This is a genomic window from Mesorhizobium sp. B1-1-7 (assembly GCF_006442705.1).
In the GTDB taxonomy this organism is placed as follows: domain Bacteria; phylum Pseudomonadota; class Alphaproteobacteria; order Rhizobiales; family Rhizobiaceae; genus Mesorhizobium; species Mesorhizobium opportunistum.
The window spans coordinates 70,283-90,607 of record NZ_VFWQ01000006.1 but is presented as its reverse complement, the minus strand read 5'-3'; the positions used below and the strand labels follow the sequence as shown (position 1 = coordinate 90,607).

Sequence of the window (20,325 nt, the reverse complement as noted above, 5' to 3'; positions counted from 1 at the left end):
CGCATGCGTTCCGGCTAAAGCGCTTGCGCCAACTCACGATTTGTTCCCGGTTCTTTCGGCAAGCCGGTCAAAAGGTCGTGAACCAGGGCCAGTTTCCGCGCCGTGGCGTCCGAAATGACGAAGGGGTAGAGATCGGGCAGGCCCATGCAGCGGTTGATCGAATTGGAGGCTTCCGACAGCACCAGCCAGCGGGCAAGGATCTTGTCGAAGGGCTCGGGCGTGTTTGCGGGTTCCGAAGGTGCTGCCTGCAGTCCGCCGCCGGTGTCGCCTTGCGGCAGGTCGTTGGCCTCCACCGTCTCCAGCCGGCCGAGCGGGAAGTTCAGCGCATGGACCATCTCCAGCGTGTCGGTGATGTGCAGATGGTGGGCCCAGGTTTCGGCCCAGTCCTCCCACGGATGCGAGGTGGCGTAGGCCGAGATGTGGTCTTGTTGCCAGTCGGGAGGCGCGCCGTTGGCATAGTAGGTCTTCAGCGCCTGTTCGTAGTCGGCGCGTTCATCGCCGAACAGGGCGCGGAAGGCTTCCAGCCTTTGCGGATCGTCACGGATCAGGCGGTCCCAGTAATAATGGCCGAGCTCATGGCGGAAATGGCCGAGCAGCGTGCGATAATTCTCACCCATCTCGACGCGGCGCTTCTCGCGCTCGGCGGAATCGGCCTCCGCGACATTGAGCGTGATCAGGCCATTGTCATGGCCTGTAAGTATCCGTTCGCCGCCCGGGCCGCCGCCGATCGGATCGGCGAGGAAGTCGAAGGCGAGGCCTATCTCGTCGGTGGGGGCCTGCTTGGGCGCGACCGGCAGGCCGAAGGCGAGCAGCGAATAAATGGCGCGCTTCTTGGCCGCCTCGACCCGGATCCAGCGGCGGCGATTGCCGCCGACCGAAAGATCGGGGATCAGCTGGTTCAGCACGCAGGCACGGCAAAAAGCCTGTCCGGGTTCGGTCATCCAGTTGCAGGCGCACTCGTCGGCGTTGGTGCACTGGAAGGCGCTGTCGGCGCCCGACAGGGCAAAGCGGGAATGGCCGGGATCATAGAGCACGAGACTTCCGCAATTCAGGCACTGGGCGTTCTCGAAGTAGAGACGGTGGCCGCAATGCGGGCAGTCGAAGAGTTTCATGTCGGTCTCAACCGTCAAATCTGGGGGAAGGACGTCGTTCAAACGCCGATCATCAGGCGTCGTTCCCGACCGTGACACCATTCAGCAACATGGTGGAAGGATCGGCGAGGTTTCGGCCGCACCCGCCACAATAATCACTTGATCGTAGGCAGATTCCACGGCATTCGCCAGCATTGCGGTAGAGACAGTGACAAGAGCAGGTCCGAGACGCGACAAAGAGCGCGTCTGAGACAGTGACAAGAGCGCGTTTCGCTGGCAAATTCGCGCGGGACGTGAATCAGGCAACCAGGAGAACAACATGGCATTTCTTGCCAAGGGTAGGATTTTAGCGGCCACTGTAGTGGCGGTACTTGCGCTGGCAACGGGCGTGCAGGCAGGGCCCAGCTGCGGCAAGACCGGTGCCGGGTTCGAGGCCTGGAAACAGGATTTTGCCGCGGACGCCAAGGCCGAAGGTGTCGGCTCAAGGGGTCTGGCCGCCCTGGCCGGCGCCACCTACGCAACAAGGACGATCTCCGCCGACCGTGCAATCCACAAAGCTTTCAGCGGCTCGGTGGAAGCCTTCATGAAGCGCCGTGGCGGGTCCGCGATCATTTCCAAGGGTCGTGCGCTGAAGAAGTCGAACGCCGCGCTGTTCAACCAGATCGAGCGGAACTACGGCGTGTCACCGGGCGTTTTGCTCGCCATCTGGGGTATGGAAACCGGCTTCGGTGCTTCCATGGGCAACCAGAACACGGTCTCCGCCATTTTGACGCTGGCCTATGATTGCCGCCGCCCGGACTATTTCCACCCGCATGCCATTGCGGCCTTGAAGCTGGTCGACCGCGGAGCGTTGAGCGCCTCGTCGGTCGGCGCCATGCATGGCGAGGTCGGCCACACGCAGTTCCTGCCCGGAAATGTCCTGAAGTATGCAGTCGGCAGCGGGAACCTGCGCGACAAGGCGACGGCGCTCGCTTCCACCGCCAACTTCCTCAAAGGCCACGGCTGGCGCGCCGGCGCGAGCGCAAACGCGAATATGGGCGCGATTGCCGGCTGGAATTCCGCGAGCGTCTACCAACAGGCCATCGCCCAAATCGCCACGGCGATCGACGCCGACTGATTGAAATCTCTATTCGACAAGAGCCCGGCCACGCGCCGGGCTTTTTGATGACGGGAGCTGCAAACACGGCTTCAGCGTCTGGGTGGCTACTTCACATCAAGCGCATAGGAGCAGCCGGCCAGTGTCTTGCCGGGATGGGACTCGACGGTCGAGACGTTGAGCGTGATGCGCGTGGCAAGGCTCACGCCGCCGGTGTCCTCGGTGCTTTCGGCCACGACCTTCTCGCCAAGGAATTTGTCCGGTGTCGAGACCGTCGCCGGGATACTGAGTTGGCGGGCGAGGTCGGGGGCGACGATGCCGTCAAGCACGGCCATCGGGCCGGTCGCGGTAAAGACGACCGTCCCCGTCTCGCGCCCGAAGACATGCACCGGGGCGGGGAGCTGGTACTGCCGTAGGAAGGGATTGCCTGACGGAACCTCCTTCCAGCCAAGCCTGTCCGCCGCGCCGGGTTCGCCGGCCAACCAAAGGGCAAAACCATTATAGGCCGGGACGTCCGCCCTGCATTCTATCAGCGCGGCGAGGTCGAGCGAGGCTGGATCGAAATCCTCGGCCATGGCCGGCGTCGCGAGAAAAACCAGCGACGCCAGGCATCTTCCGAGGCTGCGCATCCGACTTACTTATTGCGGTTGCGCGCAGCCAGCGTGCGCAGTCTCAGCGCATTGAGGCGGATGAAGCCGGCGGCGTCCTTCTGGTCGTAGGCGCCGCGGTCGTCCTCGAAGGTGACCAGCGCGTCGGAATAGAGCGTCTTCCTGGACTTGCGGCCGGTGACCATGACGTTGCCCTTGTAGAGCTTCAGCCGCACCGTGCCTTCGACGTCTTCCTGGCTCTTGTCGATCATCGCCTGCAGCATCAGGCGCTCGGGCGCGAACCAGAAGCCGTTGTAGATGAGTTCGGCGTAGCGCGGCATGAACTCGTCCTTGAGGTGGGCAGCACCCCGGTCGAGCGTGATCGATTCGATAGCGCGATGCGCGACGATCAGGATGGCGCCGCCGGGCGTCTCATAGACCCCGCGCGACTTCATGCCGACGAAGCGGTTCTCTACCAGGTCGAGCCGGCCGATGCCGTTGTCGCGACCGAGATCGTTGAGCGCCGCCAGCATGGTTGCCGGCGACAGCTTCTTGCCGTTGAGCGCGATCGGGTCGCCCTTCAGGAACTCGATCTCGATCTCGGTGACCTTGTCGGGCGCATCCATCGGCGAAACGGTGCGCTGGTGGACGAATTCCGGCGGCTCGCTCCATGGGTCTTCCAGAACCTTGCCCTCGGAAGAGGAGTGCAGCAGGTTGGCGTCGACCGAGAACGGCGCCTCGCCCTTCTTGTCCTTCGGCACGGGGATCTGGTGCTGTTCGGCAAAGTTCATCAGGTCGGTGCGCGACTTGAACGACCAGTCGCGCCACGGCGCAATGACCTTGATGTCGGGGTTCAGCGCGTAAGCCGACAGCTCGAAGCGAACCTGGTCGTTGCCCTTGCCGGTGGCGCCATGCGCGATCGCATCGGCGCCGGTTTCCCGGGCGATCTCGACGAGGTGCTTGGAGATCAGCGGACGCGCGATCGAGGTGCCGAGCAGGTAGGTGCCTTCATAGACGGTGTTGGCGCGGAACATCGGGAAGACGAAGTCGGACACGAATTCCTCGCGCACGTCGACGACGCGGATGTCCTTGATGCCCATCATCTCGGCTTTCTTGCGCGCCGGCTCCAGTTCGCCGCCCTGGCCGAGATCGGCGGTGAAGGTGACGACCTCCGCGCCGAGCTCGGTCTGCAGCCATTTCAGGATGATGGATGTGTCGAGGCCGCCGGAATAGGCGAGCACGACCTTCTTGACGTCTTTGGTCTTGGACATTTCTGCTCCGTCGATGGCGGACACTTGGGCGTCACGCATTGTCGGAGCGCCTTTTAGCAGGAACGGCAAAGCGAGCAAGCATGCGCGGCGCCAGACTACTGATCCAGCGCATGGCGGCTGGCGTCTCTGAAACTCTTCGCGATGTGGAATGGATCGTCAGCCTGATCGATGCACGTGAGGAAGCTCCGAAGCGTCCGGCCACCTAAAAGAAAAAGGCCCTTGCCGCTCGAGGGTGCCCGCCGGAGATGCACTAACTAGGCATCTGGCGCCGGCGCGACGCGCCTTGTATAGGCTCCAGGTCTTCCCGGGGCCTTCCATGTCGTTCATTCCAGACACCACCACGCTGATCCAGTTCGCCATCGCCACCGTGATCCTGGCGATCACGCCTGGACCCGACATGACCCTGTTCGTCTCGCGCACGCTGAGCCAGGGGCGGGCCACCGGCTTTGCCTCGATGGCCGGCGCGCTGTGTGGCACGCTGGTCCACACCACGCTGGTGGTGGTCGGCATCTCGGCGCTGATCGTCGCTTCGCCGATGGCCTTCTTCGTGCTGAAGATCTTTGGCGCCGGCTATCTCGTCTTCCTGGCCTGGCAGGCGATCGCCAAGGGCTCGGCCTTCTCGCCGGAAAAGAAGACGGGCCCGCGGATCTCGCTGTTGCGCAGCTGGGCGGCGGGGCTCGGCGTCAACCTGCTCAACCCGAAGATCATCCTGTTCTTCATGACCTTCCTGCCGCAATTCGTCTCCGCGCACGACCCGAACGCGCCCGGAAAACTGTTTTTCCTTGGGCTCATGTTCATCGTGCTGTCGGTCCCGGTGACGGCGCCGATGGTGCTGGCGGCGGAAAAGTTCTCGGCGGCGATGAAAGCCAGCCCGCGGGTCACACGGGTGGTCGACTATCTCTTCGCCGGCGTGTTCTCCGCCTTCGCGCTCAAGATCCTGACGGCGCACGCGAAATAGGCTTTCCCGTTACCGCAAATTTACCGGCGCTGTTGCATTGTTGCAATTGTAGGCTCCGTTGCGCTCGCCTAAGAACCGCTAGGGCACTTGGGGAAATCAATGAAAAGCATACTTTTGGCATCTGTCGCCTTGATCGGGCTGGTCTGCGAGGCCAGCGCGCAGGACGCGCCTTACAACTGGTCGGGGTCTTATATCGGTGTCGAGGGCGGCTATGCCGGCTCTTCGGTCCGCTTCAATGCCGACGCGACCAGCTTCGACGACACCTACCACAAGGATGGTTATCTCGGAGGCATCTACGCCGGGCATGACTGGCAAAGCGGACAATTCGTCTATGGCGTAGTCGGTGATTTCGATTTCATCGGCATGCACGACACGGAATTCGGCCAGCTTGACCTTCTAGGCAAGGGCGAGACCTACACCTACGACGTCGACTGGGTTGCGACCGCGCGCGGCCGCGCCGGCTATGCGGTGACGGACGGTTTGCTGGCTTATGTGACCGGTGGCGTGGCGGCTGGGCATTTTCAGGCGACATCCTATTCAAACGTCTTCGTTCCGTTTCCTCCGTTTTCCTCGGCGTCGACCTCGGACTTCTCCGGCGTGAAGTTCGGTGGCGTGTTCGGTCTCGGCACCGAATATGCGCTGGCTGACAAGTGGTCGCTGAAGGCGGAATATCTCCACTACATATTCGACGAGATCGAGCCGGGGCCGGGCGGTACGGCCGGCGCGAGTTTCCGGCCGTCTCTCGACACGGTGAAATTCGGTATAGCGTATCGCTTCTAAGGGTAAGCTAGGCGGGAAGACCGGGTCCGGCGAAGAGTCGGGTCAATCCGGCCGCCTCGGCCATCTTTGTACGCTCTTCATACTCTTCGAGCGTCAGCGCATAGAGCATCTGGTCGATGCGTTTGCCGGTGCGGCCATCGATGCGGTGCGACCGCAAGGTGCCTTCGAGCCGCAATCCGGATCGTTCGCAGACGGCGATGGCCGCTTGATTTCGTGCCAGTGGCTGGAATGTAACCTTCTCCAGCTTGCGCTCGCGAAAGAAATGCCGGAGCAATACGACGGACGCCTCGAATGCCATGTTGCGGCCGCGGTTGTCCGGATCGCCGATGATCAGATGGAGCGAGCCGAGGCGGTGCCTCAGGTCGACCTCCATCACGGCCAGGCCTAGCGGCACGTCATCGGGCCGTCGCAGGATCGCCATCAGGTTTCGCTTCAGATTGTCGAAGCTCGCGACATAGGCGCGGAAAGCGTCGAGACCCATGGCTTTCTGCGGCGCGTTCAGCCCTTCCATGACAGCCGGATCGGTCAGCCATTCCGCGATCTCAGGCGTGACCTCGGACGGCACGAGCGTTCGGATGCGAGCTTTGTCGCTCCACCTGTCGACAAAGACCGGCTTCAGTCGCTGTGCCGCAAGAGGTGTAACAAGCGGTGGGAGTGGCGACCTTGCGCCCTGCTGCGGCATTTTTGGCATGGCCTAGTCATGCGAAAGCAAGCGGTCGGGGTCAAGAGCGCCGATCGAGATCAGGCGCCTGAAAGCTTCGCGTGGCCGTTTGCCACCAGCTTCCAGCCCAGCGCCCGGCGGCGAGCCAGTAGAAGATGCCGCCGACCATGCCGCTGCCGATCACCGCCATGATGGCGCTGGTGCCGGTCACCGCGAAGGTGGTGTCACCGATGTGGTCGACAATGCCGAGGAACACGGCCGCGACCACGGCACCCGCCAGCGCATAGAACAGCCAGTCGCGCCGGCCGAGGATTTCGGCGACCAGGACGACGACCGCCGCCGGCATGAAAGCGAAATAGGCGACGAACAGAGCGACGAAGGGAATCGAAAAATACAGCGAAGCCGTCACCGCCGGATGCGCCTGTTCCGGCGTGTAGCCGAGCGATGCCAGGAACAGGACGTTGAGAAAAGCGCTCGCCGCCAGCGCGGCGACGGCATAGCCGAACAGGATAATGGCAAGGCGCACGATGTAGGTGACGAAGCGGCCCATCACGGATCTCGCTGTTTGAGCTGACCGGAGCCGCGCCCGGCCAGTAGCCAGTAGACCCAACCGGCAGCGGTGCCGGCCGTGGCCAGGAAGCCGAGAAAGCCAGGATTGAAAACAAACCCTCCGGCCGAGCCCGGGACCAAAACACCAAAGGCGATGGACGTGATCGCACCCGTGGCCGCGAAGTAGAACCATCCTTGAAGCGACCGCCATTCGGCGAGAACGATGGCAGGACCGACGATCAGCAGCGCGCAGACCGCCACGGTCAACACGGCGAGCGGAAAGGATCCCAGCCAGTCGAAGGTGAAAACCAGGGACCAGTTGCCGTATTCGATCCCTTCCAGAAGCGTGATCAGCAGGACGGGCACCAGGATGGAGGTCAGCACGGCGGCGACGTAACCGACCGCTATGATGGCGAAACGCTTGAGCCCGGCGACGAGACGGTTCACGCCTCGCCGTGCCCCGCGATCATCATGGCTTCCAGCGCCAGCCGGTCGACCTTGCGCATGCGCTCCGATTCCGACTTCAGCTGGCCGCAGGCGGCAAGGATGTCGCGGCCGCGCGGCGTGCGGATCGGCGAGGCATAGCCGGCATTGTTGATGTAGTCGGCGAATTTCTCGATCGTCTCCCAGTCCGAGCACTGGTAATTGGTGCCTGGCCACGGATTGAACGGGATCAGGTTGATCTTGGCCGGAATGCCCTTGAGCAGCTTGATCAGGCCCTTGGCGTCCTCGATGGAATCGTTGACGTCCTTCAGCATCACATATTCGAAGGTGATGCGCCTGGCGTTCGACAGGCCGGGATAGGCGCGGCAGGCGGCGATCAGATCCTTCAGCGGATACTTCTTGTTGATCGGCACCAGGAGGTCGCGCAGATCGTCATTGGTGGCGTGCAGGGAGATTGCCAGCATGACGCCGATCTCCTCGCCGGTGCGGAAGATCTCGGGCACCACGCCGGAGGTCGACAGCGTGATACGTCTTTTCGACAAGGAAAGCCCGTCGCCGTCGGAGGCGATCAGCAGGGCCTTCTTGACCGCTTCGAAATTGTAGAGCGGCTCGCCCATGCCCATCATGACAATGTTGGACACTTTGCGGCCCTCGGCCGGCACGATGGCGCCGTCCGGCGTATCGCGGTCGGGAAAATCGCCGAGCCGGTCGCGGGCGGTGAGCAATTGCGCCAGGATTTCCTCGGCAGTCAGGTTGCGGACAAGCTTCTGCGTACCGGTGTGGCAGAACGAGCAGGTCAGCGTGCAGCCGACCTGCGAGGAGATGCAGAGCGTGCCACGGCCTTCCTCGGGGATGTAGACGGTCTCGATCTCGACCGGCCGGCCGGCGCCGCGCGGCGGGAAGCGGAACAGCCATTTGCGGGTGCCGTCGGCGGAAATCTGCTCCTCGACGATTTCGGGCCGCGCCACGGTGAAATGCTTGTCGAGTTCGGCGCGCAGGTCCTTGGAGATGTTGAACATGCCGGCGAAGTCGGAAACGCCGCGCACATACATCCAGTGCCAGAGCTGCTGGGCGCGCATTTTTGCTTGGCGTTCCGGCACGATGCCCGAAGCGACCAGCGCTTCGCCGAGTTCGGCCCGGGTCAGGCCGATCAGCGACGGTTTTTCGGCCGACGAGGCGCGGGCGCGCAACGCGTCACGTGCGCCTTCAGCGGTGAGGTCGAATGAAAGGGTCATGGTTTCACAGATATAAGCGGTTTGCGGCCAATGTTCAGACATCGTGCCGGACGTGAAGCGCGGCGCATAGCACAGGTTGAGGGCGGAGTCATGCCGGATGGCACACAACGTCTTCGTGCCGGGCGGTGTCTCGATCGTGAAGGTTCTGGTCGACGGACGAACGCATGGGGCTGAACCGAGAATTCACGGACCACCCGGTTTGACGCACGACAACGCCCGCTACGCCGGCCTTGCGGCAGCTTCCGGTGCGCTGGGACCGATCACATTGTCGTGTTGGCGTAACGATTCCCATGCCGGCTTCGAAGTCTGAAAGGGGCAACCATGCCCTCGACAAATGGGAGTATGCACAATGAACTCGATCAAGATCGCCGTCCTTGCAGGGCTCGTCGGCCTTTTCGCCTCGCAGGCACTTGCCGAAGACGCGATGGGCAAAATGACCATGATGAAAGGCGGGGAGGTGACGGCGATCATGCCGGACGGGCACATGGGCACCATGATGCCGGATGCGAAGATGAGTGCCGAGATGATGAAGATGGCAAAGCCGATCAAGCATTGCATGATGATGATGACCGACGCCAAGGGCAAAGCCTACATGATCGATACGTCGACCAAGAAGGCCCAGGCCGAATGTGAAAAAATGGCCATGTAAGGTCTGAATCCGTCGCGACTGCTCCCGTCGGCGCAGGCGCCGGCGGGCTTGATCGGCGTCATGTCTGTGCTAGAGCGTTTCACCGTTTCACCGAAACGGCAAACCGCTCTATCTTTTTGATTCACGCAATTCCGGACGGAAAAACCGCGTCGCACTTTTCCTGGAATTGCTCTAGGGCTCAGCCTCCATCCGAGGACAGACATGGCCGGCCCTTCGCGAAAATATCCCCTGTTGCGGCGTTCTCGCGCCATGTGGGGCTCGCGGCGCGTCTGGCAGCCGCGGCTGGTGTTCTGGGCCGGCGCCGTCGGCATCGGCGTGATCAGCGTCCTGTTCGCGGTGCTGGCAGACAGGGCGCAGGAACTGTTCCATCTGATAACGGGCAGCGAGGACGGCTGGCGTTTCTATCTGCCGCTCATCCTCACGCCGCTGGGCTTCGTGCTGTGCGCCTGGCTGGCCCACAGCTTCTTCCCCGGCTCGCAAGGCAGCGGCATCCCGCAGGCGATCGCCGCCCGGCACCTGCGCGACGACGACGACCGCAGCCACATCCTCTCGCTCAAGCTGGTGGCGGGCAAGATCGCGCTCACCATCGTCGGCCTGTTCTGCGGCGCTTCGATCGGCCGCGAGGGGCCGACCGTGCAGGTCGGCGCGTCGCTGATGCTGCAGGCGGCACGCTGGGGCGGCATGGCGCAGGCGCGCGGCCTGATCCTGGCCGGCTCGGCGGCCGGCATCGCCGCCGCCTTCAACACGCCGCTGGCCGGCATCGTCTTCGCCATCGAGGAAATGGGGCGCACCTATGAGGCGCGCACCAACGGGCTGGTGCTGACGGCGGTGATCCTGGCCGGCATCGCCTCACTCGGCCTGCTTGGCAACTACACCTATTTCGGCGTCTCGAAGGAGACGATCGCGTTTGCCGCCGACTGGCCGCTGGTGATCGCCTGCGGCGTCATCGGCGGCGGCTTCGGCGCGCTGTTCTCGCTGCTGGCGCTGAAGATTACGCGGCGGATCCGGCGCTGGCACACCGGGCAACCCCTGCAGCGCGCCTTGCTGGTGGCCGCCGTCTGCGGGCTTGCCGTGGCGGCGATCGGCATCGCGTCGGGCGGACTGACCTTCGGCACCGGCTATGTGCAGGCGCGCGGCGCCGTCGAGGGCACGCCGCTGCCCTGGTTCTTCTTCGCCGAAAAGTTCCTGGCCGGGCTGTTGTCGATGGTCTCGGGCATTCCCGGCGGCATCTTCGCGCCATCGCTGGCGGTTGGCGCCGGCATCGGCAGTTCGCTCGGCCTCGTCCTCGGCGCCAGCACCGGCGCTGCGGCGCTGCTCGGCATGGCCGGCTATTTCGCCGGCGTCGTACAGGCGCCGATGACGGCTTTCGTCATCATCCTGGAAATGACCGGCAATCACGACAATGTCATCGCGCTGATGCTGGCCTCGATGCTCGGCTACGGCACGGCGCGCATGATCTCGCACGAGCCGCTCTATCACGCGCTGTCGCGCGTCTTCATCGCCGAGGCGATCCGGCGGCGGCGGGCGGAAGCCACGCCGGCCCCGCAGGATTGAGGCGCAGGGTCCGAAAAAAGCAAAAGGCCGGGCTTTGCGGCCCGGCCTCCGGTTCAAATATGGTTCGTGCCTATTTGCACTTGGCGATCGACGACAGCGCCGCCGAGATGCCCTTCAACGAGAAGACATAGGAGGTCGGGTTGCCGCGGCCGGACTTCGCCGAAACCTTCATGTCGTTGCCGGTCTTCATGGCGGCGATCAGCACCGGTTCCTCGGCGGCATTCTCGACCCAGGCCGACTTGCCGCGCGTGAACATCGAGAAGGATTTCTTGTCGATGGTGACGGTGGCCTTGGAGCCTTCCTGGAAATTGTAGCCGGCGATGAATTGGGGCTCGTAGGAGACCTGCTGACCGGGGCGCTGGCTGACGAAGAAGAACATGTCGCCATGATCGAGCGTCGGCGGCTGCTTGTCGGTCGGTACGGTCAGCACATAGCAGACCTTGCCGCCCGACGCCTGGTAGCTGTAGGTGCCCCAGGCATTGTGCTGGCCGATCTTGGTCGCCTGCTGCGCCAGCGCCGGCGCTGCAAAGGCCACCAAGGCCAGACCCGAGACTAGTGCAATCAATCCGCGCATCGTTTTTCCCGTATTCCAAATGGTGCGGAGGCGGGCCGCATGGCGTCCTGCCGTCGCTTCATTTTGATTTAATCTGGGTTACCAAACGGTGAACTTCCCTTGAGAAAAGGACACTCACCCTAGGAAACCGCCGCCATTTTCGCGCCGCCGCCTTGTCAGCGGTTGGCGCGACGTCCCTTCGGCGACTTGGAGGCCACGAAAGCGGCAAGAGTTTGACTTTTTTGCCGGGCCTCCGAACGCCTGTATCCAGAGGCCTGGCTGGCATCTGGACGCTCAACCCTTGTCGGCGATGGCATCCCTGGCGGCCTGTCGATGCGCCGGCGTGATGTGGGCGCTGACGGCGGTGATCGCGGCGGTCAGCACGGCAATGTCGTCGGTGAAGCCGAGCCCGAAGATGAAGTCGGGGATCAGATCGACCGGCAGCACGAAATAGCCAAGCGCCGCCACCAATATGCCCTTGGCGCGCAGCGGCGTGTTCTTGTCCATGGCGCAGTAGTAGGCAGCGACGACGTCTTCCATGAACGGAATCTGCCGCGCGGCCTTCTTGGCCGTGCGCCAGAATTTTTCGCGCACTTCGCCCTCGCCGGCGAGCTTGTCGCCAAAGCCGAAGAAATCAAAACCGGATTCTTGCGCCATCGATCACTCCTCGCGGGCCTCATGCGCGTCCCAGCGCATGCCTCGCGAGCGAAAATGTGGTGAAAGCCGAACCCCGCTGCAAGATGCTGGTGCGGATTTGGCGATCCGCGCCCGGTTGCGGGCATGGAAAGGCAATGTTCAGCCGCCGGCAAAGCGGTTCATCTTCTTGGCCAACTCGATGTCGAGTGCCGTCAGGCCGCCGGCATCATGGGTGTTGAGCGTGACCTCGACCGTCTTGTAGACGTTCGACCAGTCGGGATGATGGTCCATCTTCTCCGCGGCAAGGGCGACGCGGGTCATGAAGGCAAAGGCCTCGGAGAAATTCTTGAAGGTGAAGGTGCGGCTGATGGATCCTGCATCCCCGGCCAGTGCCCAGCCATCGAGCCCGGTCAGCGCTGCTTCAGCGGCTTGCCTGTCCAGTTTCTCTCTCGCCATGTTCTTTTCCCATGCTATCTCGATTGAAGTCGTCACCATAATGCATCTCGCCCAAAAGTGCGTTGCGGTTTTGGGATAACGACATGCGCAAGGAAATTCCGGATCGATGAGCGCGAAGCCGATAAAATCCATTCTGTTCGTTTGCCTCGGCAATATCTGCCGGTCGCCACTGGCCGAGGGCGTGCTTCGCACAGCCTTGGCTGAGCGCGGGCTCGGCCGGGACATCCTGCTCGATTCGGCCGCCACAAGCGGCTGGGAGATCGGCTCCGCTCCCGATCCGCGCTCTATGGCGATTGCCGTGCATCACGGCATCGACATTTCCGCGCTGCGGGCACGCCGGATCACGCCACAGGATTTTCACCGCTTCGACCTGATCCTGGGCATGGACCGATCAAATGTTCGCGACCTGAAGGCGCTGGCGCCGGCGGTGATGCGCGACCGGGTGCACCTGTTCCTGGACTTCGCCGAGGGAAAACCACGCGACGTGCCGGATCCCTATTACGACGGTGAGGACGCTTTCGCCGAGGTCTACCGCATGATCCGCGAGGCGTCGGAAGCGCTGGCGACGCGGCTGGCCGGGCGGGCGTCGGTGCTCGACAGCGGCCAGGCTTCCTCGACGATATAGGGTCCGCCGCCGACCGAATCGCGCGACGACATCAAGACGAAGCGGCCGATGCGGAACGGCAGGGTCGAGAAATTGCCGCGCGCCGACAGATATTGGGCGACGTCCAGCGGGCTCGAATTGCGCAGCCTTGCAAGAGTGACATGCGGCATGAACTTGCGCGGGTCGGCGGGGATGCCGAGCCGCTGGCAGATGCGATCGATTTCCCCCTGAAGTGCCGCCAGATCGGGCGAAGCCGACACGCCGGCCCATACCGCATGCGGTTTTTTCTGGCCGAAAGCACCGACGCCGGTCAGGGTCAGCGAAAAGGACGGGCGGTGGACGCGGTCGAGCGCGTTGGCGATCTCGTCGGCGACATGGCCCTCGACATCGCCGATGAAACGCAGCGTCAGATGATAGTTTTCGACATCGATCCAGCGCGCCCCGGGCAGGCCACCCCTCAAAAGGGACAGCGAAAGGGCGGCATCACGCGGAATTTCGAGGGCGGTGAAAAGACGCGGCATGAAAAGCCTCCCTTCCTCGAATCGAAACTGTCACCCGTAGCGAATCATCGATAATCAAATGGAGCAAGTGGTTTGTTGGTCGCAGGTCCTTAACTAAGCTTCCGCAGCGGAAGTTGTTCCGGTTCGGTCCTCACGAAGCTTTCGGGGCAGCCGCGATGGCCTTCTCGACCGTCGGCAGGATGCGCTCGACCATCCGGTCGATGCCTTTGACGCTCGGATGCAAGCCATCCTCGAGCTGCATGCCGGGCTCTCCAGCGACGCCGTCGAGGAAGAATGGATAAAGGTCGATGTCGTATTTCTTCGCCAGGTCCGGGAAAATGGCGTCGAAGGCGTTTTGATAGTCGGCGCCGAGATTGGGCGCGGCGCGCATGCCGGCCAGCAGCACGGCGATCTTGCGCCCTTTCAGCTTGGCCAACATCTCGTCGAGGTTCTTCCTGGTGATGTCGGGCGCGACGCCGCGCAGCATGTCGTTGGCGCCGAGTTCGAGGATGACCAGTTGCGTGCCGTCGGGCACCGACCAGTCGAGCCGCGCCAGGCCGCCGCTGGTGGTGTCGCCCGAAACGCCGGCATTGGCGACAGCCACATCATGGCCCTTGGCACGAAGGGCTGCCTGCAATTTGTCGGTAAACCCTTCGTCGGGTCCGAGACCGAAACCCGCCATCAGGCTGTCACCGAAGCCGACGATCTTGAAAGGCTCGGCACGCGCCGACGAAATGGCGCCGCAAATGGCGAGGAAAACGATCAGGCCTGCGGCAATGCGGCGTTTGAAAGACATGCGGCAGGCCCCATATGAGCAACGAATTCTTCCGGCGACGGCTTCCGGCAAGCAGAGCCTTCCCCTCCCATATAGGACGCTTTCATTTTGACAGAAGCCGTCATCGAGTTGAAAGACGTATCCCTGACGCTCGGTGAAGGCGCTTCGTCCGTCCATGTGCTGAAGGGCATCAGTCTCGAAGTGGCGCGCGGCGAAGCGACCGGTATCGTCGGCCCGTCAGGTTCCGGCAAGTCGACCTTGCTGATGGTGCTGGCAGGTCTGGAGCGGATCGATTCGGGCACGGTACGGATCGCCGGCGAGCTGCTGAACGGCAAAAGCGAGGACCAGATTGCTTCGTTTCGTGGCCGAAACATTGGCATTGTGTTCCAATCCTTTCATCTTATTCCCAACATGACGGCGCTCGAGAATGTCGCGGTGCCGCTGGAGCTGGCCGGCCACGCCGATCCGTTTTCGGTGGCGGAGCGGGAACTGGCCGCGGTTGGCCTCAGCGACCGCGTCACCCATTATCCCGGCGAACTTTCGGGCGGCGAACAGCAGCGCGTGGCGATCGCCCGGGCGCTGGCGCCGTCGCCGCGCATCCTCATCGCCGACGAGCCGACCGGCAATCTCGACCAGGCGACGGGGCGGCAGGTCGCCGATCTCCTGTTCGCCAAGGCGGCCGAACGCGGCATGACGCTGGTGCTGGTCACCCATGATCCGGCTCTTGCGGCGCGCTGCTCGCGCCAGGTCTCGATGCGCTCCGGCCTGATCGAGACGCCGGGGCCGGTCAAGGTGATCGCCTGATGCCGATGGCGCGGACACTGAAGCTTGCCGTCCGCTTCTCGCTGCGCGAAATGCGCGGCGGCCTTTCCGGCTTCCTGATCTTCCTCGCCTGCATCGCGCTTGGCGTCGCGGCGATCGGCGGCGTCAATTCGGTGGCGCGCTCGATCAGCGCCGGCGTCGCCAGCCAAGGCCAGACGCTGCTTGGCGGCGACCTTCGCTTCCAGATCAACCAGCGTGACGCCAGCCCGGCCGAACGCGGCTTCCTCGACGGGCTGGGTGCGGTCTCGCGCACCGCCAGCATGCGCTCGATGGCGCGTCTGGCCGACGGGTCCGACCAGGCGCTGGTCGAGGCCAAGGCCGTCGACGATGCCTACCCTCTCTACGGCGCGCTGGAAACCGAGCCGGCGCTGACGGAACAGGAATTGTTCGGCAGGCAATTCGGCGTTTTCGGTGCGGCCGCGCCCGATCTTTTGTTCGAGCGGCTGCATGTCAAGCTCGGCGACCGGCTGAAGCTCGGCACCGCCACCTTCGAACTGCGCGCCAGGCTGGTCACCGAGCCCGATGCCGTGTCCGACGGTTTCGGCTTCGCGCCGCGGTTGATGATCTCGACCGAGGCGCTGGCCGCCACCGGGCTGGTGCAGCCCGGCAGCCTAGTCGAGAACGCCTACAAGATCCGACTGCCCGCTGACGCCGACGAGGCGCGGCTGAAGTCCATCCGGGATCAGGCGGCCAAGGATTTTCCCGAGGCCGGATGGTCGATCCGGACGCGCGGCAATGCAGCCCCGGCGCTGTCGGCCAACATCGAGCGGTTCTCGCAGTTCCTGACGCTGGTCGGGCTGACGGCGCTGGTGGTCGGCGGCGTCGGCGTCGCCAATGCGGTGCGCGCCTATCTCGACGGCAAGCGCGGCGTCATCGCCACCTTCAAGAGCCTTGGCGCTTCCGGCGGCTTCGTCTTTACCGTTTATCTCGTGCAGATCCTGATCATCGCTGCCCTTGGCATCGTGCTCGGCCTTGTCATCGGGGCGCTGATGCCGTTCGCGGCAAGCGCTGCCCTGCAGTCCGTCATTCCGGTGCCGGCGCAAGGCGGCTTCTATCCCGGCGCGCTCGGCATCGCGGCGCTGTTCGGGCTGCTGGTGACGCTGGCCTTCGCGCTGCTGCCGCTCGGCCGCGCCCGCGACGTGCCGGCGACCGCGCTGTTCCGGGAGATGGGGCTGGAAGGCCGCGGCCAGCCGCGCCTCGTCTACGTCGCTTCGGCGCTTGGCATAGCGCTGTTCCTGGCGGCGTTGGCGATCCTGTTCTCGGGCGACCAGCGCATCGCCTCGATCTTTGTCGGGGCCACGATCTTCGCCTTCCTGGTGCTGCGCCTCGTCGGCGCGCTGGTGCAGTGGGCGGCGAGGAAGAGCCCGCGTGTGCGCTCCGTGGCGCTCCGGCTTGCCGTCGGCAACATCCACCGGCCCGGCGCCTTGACTCCCTCGGTGGTGCTGTCGCTGGGGCTCGGGCTGACGCTATTGGTGACGCTGGCGCTGATCGACGGCAATCTGCGGCGGCAGATATCCGGCAACCTGCCCGAGCGGGCGCCGAACTTCTTCTTCGTCGACATCCAGGGCAGCGATGTGGATGCGTTCTCCGCCCTGATCGGCAAGGAAGCGCCGCTGGGCACGCTGGCCAAGGTGCCGATGTTGCGCGGCCGGGTGATGGCGCTGAACGGCGTCGACGTCGACAAGGTCAAGGTGCCGGCCGAAGGCGCCTGGGTGCTGAAAGGCGATCGCGGCCTGACCTATGACGCGAAACAGCCTGAGAACGCGACGCTGACCGAGGGCAAATGGTGGCCGGACAATTATTCCGGCGAGCCGCTGGTCTCGTTTTCGGCGCAGGAGGGCAAGGAAATCGGGCTGAAGCTCGGCGACACCGTTACCGTCAATGTTCTCGGCCGCAACGTCACGGCCAGGATCGCCAGTTTCCGCCAGGTCGAATGGGAGACGATGGGCATCAATTTCGTCATGGTGTTCTCACCTAACACATTCACTGGAGCCCCGCATGGATGGATGGCGACGCTGACCGAAAAGAGCGCCACGACGGCCGACGATGCGCGCATCCTCAATGCCGTCACCCGCGCCTTTCCGGCGGTGACGACGGTGCGCGTCAAGGATGCGCTCGATGTCGTCAACCGGCTGGTCGGCCAGCTCGGCACGGCGATCAGGGCCGCAGCCGGGGTGGCGCTGATCGCCTCGGTGCTGGTGCTGGCCGGCGCACTTGCCGCCGGCAACCGGGCGCGCATCCATGACGCGGTGGTGCTGAAGACGCTTGGCGCGACCAGGCGAACGCTGATTACGGCATTCTCGCTGGAGTACATGCTGATCGGACTGGCCACGGCACTCTTCGCGCTGGCGGCCGGGGGGATCGCGGCCTGGTACATCGTCGCCCGCATCATGACCCTGCCATCGCATTTTATGCCGGAGGTGGCGGTGGCAACCATCGTCTTCGCGCTGGTGATCACGGTCGGCATCGGTCTTGCCGGCACCTGGCGGGTGCTCGGCCACAAGGCGGCGCCGGTGCTGCGCAACCTGTAAATTCAGGGCCGGAACGGCCATCCCAGGTTAAATCTTGGTAAGGATGCCGGCCGGAAAGCCCGGGAATCGGCATTTCGGCCTCTCACGAACCGTTACATCCGGTTACGGTCTTGTTCTCGACGCGAATAACCATCATATTTCGCCACAGGCATGCTGGAGCCCTGCCAGCGGCGCCTGGGTCCGGATGGACCTGACACCGGACGGGGCAGAAGCAATAGAGGACTACAATGGCTGAACCCATTCGCAATTATCAGACGCGCGCCGTGCCCGGCGCCGGCGTCGATATCGATCAGGGCCTGCGCGCCTACATGGTCAAGGTCTACAATCTGATGGGGCTTGGCCTCCTCATCACCGGCCTTGCCGCTGTCGGCACGATCATGCTGGCCACCACCACCGATCCGGCCTCGGCTGTCGCAACGCTGCCGAGCGGTGAAATGCTGACCTCCTTCGGCTACGCGATCTTCGGCTCGCCGCTGAAATGGGTAGTGATCTTTGCCCCGCTCGCCGTCGTGTTCTTCTTGCAGGCCCGAATCCAGTCTATGAGCGTTTCGGCGGCGCAGGCGACGTTCTGGGTCTTTGCCGGCCTAATCGGCCTGTCGCTGTCGTCGATCTTCCTGGTCTACACCACGGCCAGCATTTCCCAGACCTTCTTTGCCACCGCCGCCGGCTTCGGTGCGCTGTCACTTTATGGTTACACCACCAAGCGTGATCTTTCCGGATTTGGCTCGTTCCTGATGATGGGCCTGATTGGCCTGATTATAGCGTCTGTGATCAACCTCTTCCTGCATTCGTCGGCACTCACGTTTGCGGTCTCGGCGATTGGCGTGCTCATCTTTGCGGGCTTCACTGCCTACGACACGCAGAGCATCAAAGAGATGTACTACGAGGGTGATGCTTCGGATGTCGCTGGCCGCAAGGCGACCATGGGTGCGTTGAAGCTCTATCTGGACTTCATCAACCTGTTCACGTTCCTGCTGCAGTTCATGGGCGACCGCCGCTGAGGCACGCGTCATGGTCTGACTGGACCATCGAGTTTGGAAAGGGCGGCCCAACGGCCGCCCTTTTCTTTTGCGCCGGCCTTTGCTGTTATCGAAGGCAAATGAAAGGCTTGCGTAAAGAATGAGCAGCATCGTGATTCGGACGGCGACCTCGGCCGACCTCGACACCATCACCGAAATCTATGCCGACGCGGTGACGAACGGCACGGCGAGCTACGAACTGGAGCCGCCCGGCCGCGCCGAAATGGGCAAGCGATTCGACACGCTGACGGCCGGCGGCTTTCCCTATCTGGTGGCTGAAAAGGATGGCGTCGTGCTCGGCTATGCCTATGCCGGCGCCTTCCGGCCGCGCCCGGCCTATCGCTTCGTCGTCGAGGATTCGGTCTATGTCGCGCCTGACGCCAAGGGCCAGGGTGTCGGCCTCAGACTGATGCAAAGCCTGATCGCGGCGGCGGAGGCGGCGGGCTTCCGCCAGATCATCGCGGTCATCGGCGACGGCCGTCCCGACAGCGCCTCGGTCAAGCTGCATGAAAGGCTCGGCTTCCGCCATTCGGGCCGCCTCGAGGGCTCCGGCTACAAGCACGGCCGCTGGCTCGACACGGTGTTCATGCAACTGCCGCTGAATGGCGGCGCATCGCTCCCGCCCGCCGCTGATTCGTTGCCGGAGCGGAGGTTTCGCGAGGGCAGGGGGAATTGAGGAACTGAGGAATTGGAGAATTGAAGAATTGAAGAATTGAAGAAGGCGAATCATCAGGCGCTGAGTGCCTTTTTCCTCAGTTCCTCAGTTCCTCAGTTCCTCAGTTCCTCAGTTCCCCAATTCCCGCATCAGGCCTCTACAACCTTGAGCTTGCTGTCGAAGACGCCAAGCACGCGGCCGAGTTCCTGGCCGCGCTTGAGGATGCGGCCGCCGGCGGCGATGACGGCGAAGGCGCCCTGCTTGCGCGCCAGTTTCGGGTCCTTGACGATCTGGAAAAGCGGCACTTCGCTGGCGCGGCGGAAGACGGAAAACACAGCGCGGTCCGTGAGATGGTCGATGGCGTAGTCGCGCCATTCATTGGCGGCGACCATGCGTCCGTAGAGCCTCAGGATCTGGTCGAGTTCACGGCGCTCGAAGCGCACCGGCTGGTCGAGGCGCTCGCGTCGCACCTCGTGCAGCGGGATCAATATTGCGGATGCGTCCCCATCCCCCATCCCGCCGCTGTCATCGGTCATGCCTCGATCCTTCGAAAATGAATCTTTGCCAACCAAAGTTGGCCCCTTCGCCATCGAATTGCAAGAGCCGGCGAAGCAGCGCCAGCGACGCGCTGTTTCGGTCACGTCCAGTCACATTTGCGAACCGCATGTTGGAATTGGTGATGCTTCGCCACATTTCTGCCTTTTTTTATCCGCGCTCATGCCCCAATGTCCGACGAATTTACCGGCGTTGCCTGAGACGGTTCGGTCCGGCACCGGCTCGTAAACCCCAAGCCCCCCGCCCACGGGTCTGCGTCGGATCGAACCAACCTCGGTTTTTCCTTGGAAAAACCGGGTGCGACGATCCCAAAACCTAAACGACCGACGTCAGAAGCAAGCTGA

24 protein-coding genes are annotated in these 20,325 nt (G+C 63.5%); 11 read left to right on the top strand and 13 right to left on the bottom strand.

Annotated features, from left to right (window positions below):
* Positions 1 to 14: 14 nt before the first annotated feature.
* Positions 15 to 1,112 carry a putative zinc-binding metallopeptidase gene (locus FJ978_RS11610; protein WP_140572225.1) on the bottom strand — a complete coding sequence of 366 codons (1,098 nt, stop codon included), beginning with the start codon at positions 1,110 to 1,112 and terminating at the stop codon, positions 15 to 17.
* Positions 1,113 to 1,410: 298 nt separating this feature from the next.
* Here FJ978_RS11610 and FJ978_RS11605 point away from each other — a divergent pair, with 298 nt between their 5' ends.
* Positions 1,411 to 2,208 carry a lytic transglycosylase domain-containing protein gene (locus tag FJ978_RS11605; RefSeq protein ID WP_013892205.1) on the top strand — a complete coding sequence of 266 codons (798 nt, stop codon included), beginning with the start codon at positions 1,411 to 1,413 and terminating at the stop codon, positions 2,206 to 2,208.
* Positions 2,209 to 2,294: 86 nt separating this feature from the next.
* On the opposite strand, the gene FJ978_RS11600 is transcribed toward FJ978_RS11605, so the two are convergent.
* Positions 2,295 to 2,816, bottom strand: a complete 522-nt coding sequence (locus tag FJ978_RS11600; protein ID WP_140572224.1) for a hypothetical protein — start codon at positions 2,814 to 2,816, stop codon at positions 2,295 to 2,297.
* A 5-nt stretch (positions 2,817 to 2,821) separates the two neighbouring features.
* Positions 2,822 to 4,045, bottom strand: a complete 1,224-nt coding sequence (locus FJ978_RS11595; protein WP_140572223.1) for an argininosuccinate synthase — start codon at positions 4,043 to 4,045, stop codon at positions 2,822 to 2,824.
* 316 nt (positions 4,046 to 4,361) lie between these two features.
* On the opposite strand from FJ978_RS11595, the gene FJ978_RS11590 reads away from it, so the two are divergent.
* Complete coding sequence (locus FJ978_RS11590) at positions 4,362 to 5,003, top strand: LysE family translocator (RefSeq protein ID WP_023778925.1); 642 nt, start codon at positions 4,362 to 4,364, stop codon at positions 5,001 to 5,003.
* A 99-nt stretch (positions 5,004 to 5,102) separates the two neighbouring features.
* Entirely contained in the window at positions 5,103 to 5,783 is a 681-nt protein-coding gene (locus tag FJ978_RS11585; protein ID WP_140572222.1) for an outer membrane protein, read from the top strand.
* A 7-nt stretch (positions 5,784 to 5,790) separates the two neighbouring features.
* Here FJ978_RS11585 and FJ978_RS11580 read toward each other — a convergent pair whose 3' ends face one another.
* The 4 genes from FJ978_RS11580 to rlmN form a co-directional block, all read right to left on the bottom strand.
* Positions 5,791 to 6,348: a GNAT family protein gene (locus FJ978_RS11580; RefSeq protein ID WP_181176805.1), complete on the bottom strand. Its 558-nt coding sequence runs from the start codon at positions 6,346 to 6,348 to the stop codon at positions 5,791 to 5,793.
* Positions 6,349 to 6,505: 157 nt separating this feature from the next.
* Positions 6,506 to 6,994 (bottom strand): hypothetical protein, encoded by a 489-nt coding sequence (locus FJ978_RS11575; protein ID WP_140572220.1) that lies wholly within the window; start codon positions 6,992 to 6,994, stop codon positions 6,506 to 6,508.
* The gene (locus tag FJ978_RS11570) at positions 6,994 to 7,440 is read right to left on the bottom strand and encodes a hypothetical protein (RefSeq protein ID WP_140572219.1); all 447 of its coding nucleotides are present in this window, start codon (positions 7,438 to 7,440) and stop codon (positions 6,994 to 6,996) included. The genes FJ978_RS11575 and FJ978_RS11570 overlap by 1 nt, the downstream gene beginning before the upstream one ends.
* Positions 7,437 to 8,672 carry a 23S rRNA (adenine(2503)-C(2))-methyltransferase RlmN gene (rlmN, locus tag FJ978_RS11565; protein ID WP_041164530.1) on the bottom strand — a complete coding sequence of 412 codons (1,236 nt, stop codon included), beginning with the start codon at positions 8,670 to 8,672 and terminating at the stop codon, positions 7,437 to 7,439. Before rlmN ends, FJ978_RS11570 begins: the two co-directional genes overlap by 4 nt.
* A gap of 97 nt (positions 8,673 to 8,769) precedes the next feature.
* Between rlmN and FJ978_RS11560 the strand changes: the two genes are divergently transcribed.
* The 3 genes from FJ978_RS11560 (at position 8,770) to FJ978_RS11550 (ending at position 10,875) form a co-directional block, all read left to right on the top strand.
* Positions 8,770 to 8,982, top strand: a complete 213-nt coding sequence (locus tag FJ978_RS11560; RefSeq protein ID WP_140572218.1) for a hypothetical protein — start codon at positions 8,770 to 8,772, stop codon at positions 8,980 to 8,982.
* A gap of 39 nt (positions 8,983 to 9,021) precedes the next feature.
* A complete protein-coding gene (locus tag FJ978_RS11555; RefSeq protein ID WP_013892213.1) occupies positions 9,022 to 9,321 on the top strand; it encodes a hypothetical protein in 300 nt (99 codons plus the stop codon).
* Between the two features lie 201 nt (positions 9,322 to 9,522).
* Complete coding sequence (locus tag FJ978_RS11550) at positions 9,523 to 10,875, top strand: chloride channel protein (RefSeq protein WP_140572217.1); 1,353 nt, start codon at positions 9,523 to 9,525, stop codon at positions 10,873 to 10,875.
* A 70-nt stretch (positions 10,876 to 10,945) separates the two neighbouring features.
* Here the strand turns inward: FJ978_RS11550 and FJ978_RS11545 are convergent, their stop codons facing one another.
* The 3 genes from FJ978_RS11545 to FJ978_RS11535 form a co-directional block, all read right to left on the bottom strand.
* The gene (locus tag FJ978_RS11545; protein WP_140572216.1) at positions 10,946 to 11,449 is read right to left on the bottom strand and encodes an invasion associated locus B family protein; all 504 of its coding nucleotides are present in this window, start codon (positions 11,447 to 11,449) and stop codon (positions 10,946 to 10,948) included.
* A 273-nt stretch (positions 11,450 to 11,722) separates the two neighbouring features.
* Positions 11,723 to 12,085, bottom strand: a complete 363-nt coding sequence (locus FJ978_RS11540; protein WP_023778919.1) for a YkvA family protein — start codon at positions 12,083 to 12,085, stop codon at positions 11,723 to 11,725.
* A 138-nt stretch (positions 12,086 to 12,223) separates the two neighbouring features.
* Positions 12,224 to 12,520: a 4a-hydroxytetrahydrobiopterin dehydratase gene (locus tag FJ978_RS11535; RefSeq protein WP_140572215.1), complete on the bottom strand. Its 297-nt coding sequence runs from the start codon at positions 12,518 to 12,520 to the stop codon at positions 12,224 to 12,226.
* A gap of 106 nt (positions 12,521 to 12,626) precedes the next feature.
* Here FJ978_RS11535 and FJ978_RS11530 point away from each other — a divergent pair, with 106 nt between their 5' ends.
* Positions 12,627 to 13,145: a low molecular weight protein-tyrosine-phosphatase gene (locus FJ978_RS11530; protein WP_140572214.1), complete on the top strand. Its 519-nt coding sequence runs from the start codon at positions 12,627 to 12,629 to the stop codon at positions 13,143 to 13,145.
* On the opposite strand, the gene thpR is transcribed toward FJ978_RS11530, so the two are convergent.
* Positions 13,049 to 13,645: an RNA 2',3'-cyclic phosphodiesterase gene (gene thpR / locus FJ978_RS11525; protein ID WP_013892219.1), complete on the bottom strand. Its 597-nt coding sequence runs from the start codon at positions 13,643 to 13,645 to the stop codon at positions 13,049 to 13,051. The two genes, FJ978_RS11530 and thpR, sit on opposite strands and share 97 nt — an antisense overlap.
* A 130-nt stretch (positions 13,646 to 13,775) precedes the next feature.
* Positions 13,776 to 14,420: an arylesterase gene (locus FJ978_RS11520; RefSeq protein WP_140572213.1), complete on the bottom strand. Its 645-nt coding sequence runs from the start codon at positions 14,418 to 14,420 to the stop codon at positions 13,776 to 13,778.
* Between the two features lie 87 nt (positions 14,421 to 14,507).
* On the opposite strand from FJ978_RS11520, the gene FJ978_RS11515 reads away from it, so the two are divergent.
* The 4 genes from FJ978_RS11515 to FJ978_RS11500 all read left to right on the top strand — a co-directional run bounded on the left by FJ978_RS11515 (position 14,508) and on the right by FJ978_RS11500 (position 19,447).
* Positions 14,508 to 15,203 (top strand): ABC transporter ATP-binding protein, encoded by a 696-nt coding sequence (locus tag FJ978_RS11515; RefSeq protein WP_140572212.1) that lies wholly within the window; start codon positions 14,508 to 14,510, stop codon positions 15,201 to 15,203.
* Positions 15,203 to 17,752, top strand: coding sequence for an ABC transporter permease (locus FJ978_RS11510; protein ID WP_140572211.1), 2,550 nt, complete (start codon positions 15,203 to 15,205; stop codon positions 17,750 to 17,752). The genes FJ978_RS11515 and FJ978_RS11510 overlap by 1 nt, the downstream gene beginning before the upstream one ends.
* 227 nt (positions 17,753 to 17,979) lie before the next feature.
* Positions 17,980 to 18,753: a Bax inhibitor-1/YccA family protein gene (locus FJ978_RS11505; RefSeq protein ID WP_140572210.1), complete on the top strand. Its 774-nt coding sequence runs from the start codon at positions 17,980 to 17,982 to the stop codon at positions 18,751 to 18,753.
* A gap of 118 nt (positions 18,754 to 18,871) precedes the next feature.
* Entirely contained in the window at positions 18,872 to 19,447 is a 576-nt protein-coding gene (locus FJ978_RS11500; RefSeq protein ID WP_140572209.1) for a GNAT family N-acetyltransferase, read from the top strand.
* A 128-nt stretch (positions 19,448 to 19,575) separates the two neighbouring features.
* Here FJ978_RS11500 and FJ978_RS11495 read toward each other — a convergent pair whose 3' ends face one another.
* The gene (locus tag FJ978_RS11495; protein ID WP_140572208.1) at positions 19,576 to 19,962 is read right to left on the bottom strand and encodes a DUF2794 domain-containing protein; all 387 of its coding nucleotides are present in this window, start codon (positions 19,960 to 19,962) and stop codon (positions 19,576 to 19,578) included.
* Positions 19,963 to 20,325: the final 363 nt, after the last annotated feature.

Coding starts and splice junctions, on each gene's coding strand:
- FJ978_RS11540 (WP_023778919.1), bottom strand. CDS start 12,085: ATGGCGCAAGAATCCGGTTTTGATTTCTTCGGCTTTGGCGACAAGCTC.
- FJ978_RS11575 (WP_140572220.1), bottom strand. CDS start 6,994: ATGGGCCGCTTCGTCACCTACATCGTGCGCCTTGCCATTATCCTGTTC.
- FJ978_RS11560 (WP_140572218.1), top strand. CDS start 8,770: ATGGCACACAACGTCTTCGTGCCGGGCGGTGTCTCGATCGTGAAGGTT.
- FJ978_RS11550 (WP_140572217.1), top strand. CDS start 9,523: ATGGCCGGCCCTTCGCGAAAATATCCCCTGTTGCGGCGTTCTCGCGCC.
- FJ978_RS11545 (WP_140572216.1), bottom strand. CDS start 11,449: ATGCGCGGATTGATTGCACTAGTCTCGGGTCTGGCCTTGGTGGCCTTT.
- FJ978_RS11610 (WP_140572225.1), bottom strand. CDS start 1,112: ATGAAACTCTTCGACTGCCCGCATTGCGGCCACCGTCTCTACTTCGAG.
- FJ978_RS11600 (WP_140572224.1), bottom strand. CDS start 2,816: ATGCGCAGCCTCGGAAGATGCCTGGCGTCGCTGGTTTTTCTCGCGACG.
- FJ978_RS11495 (WP_140572208.1), bottom strand. CDS start 19,962: ATGACCGATGACAGCGGCGGGATGGGGGATGGGGACGCATCCGCAATA.
- FJ978_RS11585 (WP_140572222.1), top strand. CDS start 5,103: ATGAAAAGCATACTTTTGGCATCTGTCGCCTTGATCGGGCTGGTCTGC.
- FJ978_RS11555 (WP_013892213.1), top strand. CDS start 9,022: ATGAACTCGATCAAGATCGCCGTCCTTGCAGGGCTCGTCGGCCTTTTC.
- FJ978_RS11530 (WP_140572214.1), top strand. CDS start 12,627: ATGAGCGCGAAGCCGATAAAATCCATTCTGTTCGTTTGCCTCGGCAAT.
- FJ978_RS11535 (WP_140572215.1), bottom strand. CDS start 12,520: ATGGCGAGAGAGAAACTGGACAGGCAAGCCGCTGAAGCAGCGCTGACC.
- FJ978_RS11590 (WP_023778925.1), top strand. CDS start 4,362: ATGTCGTTCATTCCAGACACCACCACGCTGATCCAGTTCGCCATCGCC.
- FJ978_RS11595 (WP_140572223.1), bottom strand. CDS start 4,045: ATGTCCAAGACCAAAGACGTCAAGAAGGTCGTGCTCGCCTATTCCGGC.
- FJ978_RS11605 (WP_013892205.1), top strand. CDS start 1,411: ATGGCATTTCTTGCCAAGGGTAGGATTTTAGCGGCCACTGTAGTGGCG.
- FJ978_RS11505 (WP_140572210.1), top strand. CDS start 17,980: ATGGCTGAACCCATTCGCAATTATCAGACGCGCGCCGTGCCCGGCGCC.
- rlmN (WP_041164530.1), bottom strand. CDS start 8,672: ATGACCCTTTCATTCGACCTCACCGCTGAAGGCGCACGTGACGCGTTG.
- FJ978_RS11510 (WP_140572211.1), top strand. CDS start 15,203: ATGCCGATGGCGCGGACACTGAAGCTTGCCGTCCGCTTCTCGCTGCGC.
- thpR (WP_013892219.1), bottom strand. CDS start 13,645: ATGCCGCGTCTTTTCACCGCCCTCGAAATTCCGCGTGATGCCGCCCTT.
- FJ978_RS11500 (WP_140572209.1), top strand. CDS start 18,872: ATGAGCAGCATCGTGATTCGGACGGCGACCTCGGCCGACCTCGACACC.
- FJ978_RS11520 (WP_140572213.1), bottom strand. CDS start 14,420: ATGTCTTTCAAACGCCGCATTGCCGCAGGCCTGATCGTTTTCCTCGCC.